The sequence below is a fragment of the Caulobacter sp. 05T431 genome, assembly GCF_056665975.1.
The window spans coordinates 1-436 of the sequence record NZ_JBFTKU010000128.1 but is presented as its reverse complement, the minus strand read 5'-3'; the positions used below and the strand labels follow the sequence as shown (position 1 = coordinate 436).

At 68.5% G+C, this 436-nt stretch carries 1 protein-coding gene; it reads right to left on the bottom strand.

The annotated features are described in order from the left end of the window. Nucleotides 1–436 (bottom strand): flagellar hook-basal body complex protein (locus AC1U89_RS24820; RefSeq protein WP_479902272.1); only part of this gene is annotated, 436 nt, incomplete at both ends.

Genomic DNA, 436 nt, shown 5'->3' with positions numbered 1-436 from the left:
GTCCAGTTTGGTGCCATTTGCGACGTCGCTGGGCAGGTTCCCGTCCAGCGTCACCGTATCWGTGGCCTTGGCCACCATGGTGTTGGGGTTCAGCGTGATGTCGCCGACCGGAGAGCCAGCGTTGATGACGCCGTTGGTGGCGGTCCAGCCCTGCAGGATGCCGCCGTCGGGGCTCACCAGCTGGTTAGCCGCGTCCGGGCTGAACGCACCGGCTCGGGTGAACAGCTGGCTGCCGCCCTTGCTGGTGACGAAGAAGCCGTCACCGGAAATCATCATGTCGCTGGCGCGGCCGGTGCTCTGCGAAGAGCCCTGGGAGAAGTTGGTGGTGACACCGGCCACCCGGACGCCGAGGCCGATCTGGGCCGGGTTGCTGCCGCCGGTCGCGGGCTGCGGGCCGGTGGCGCCCTGCTGCAGCTGGGACAGGGTGTCCTGGAAC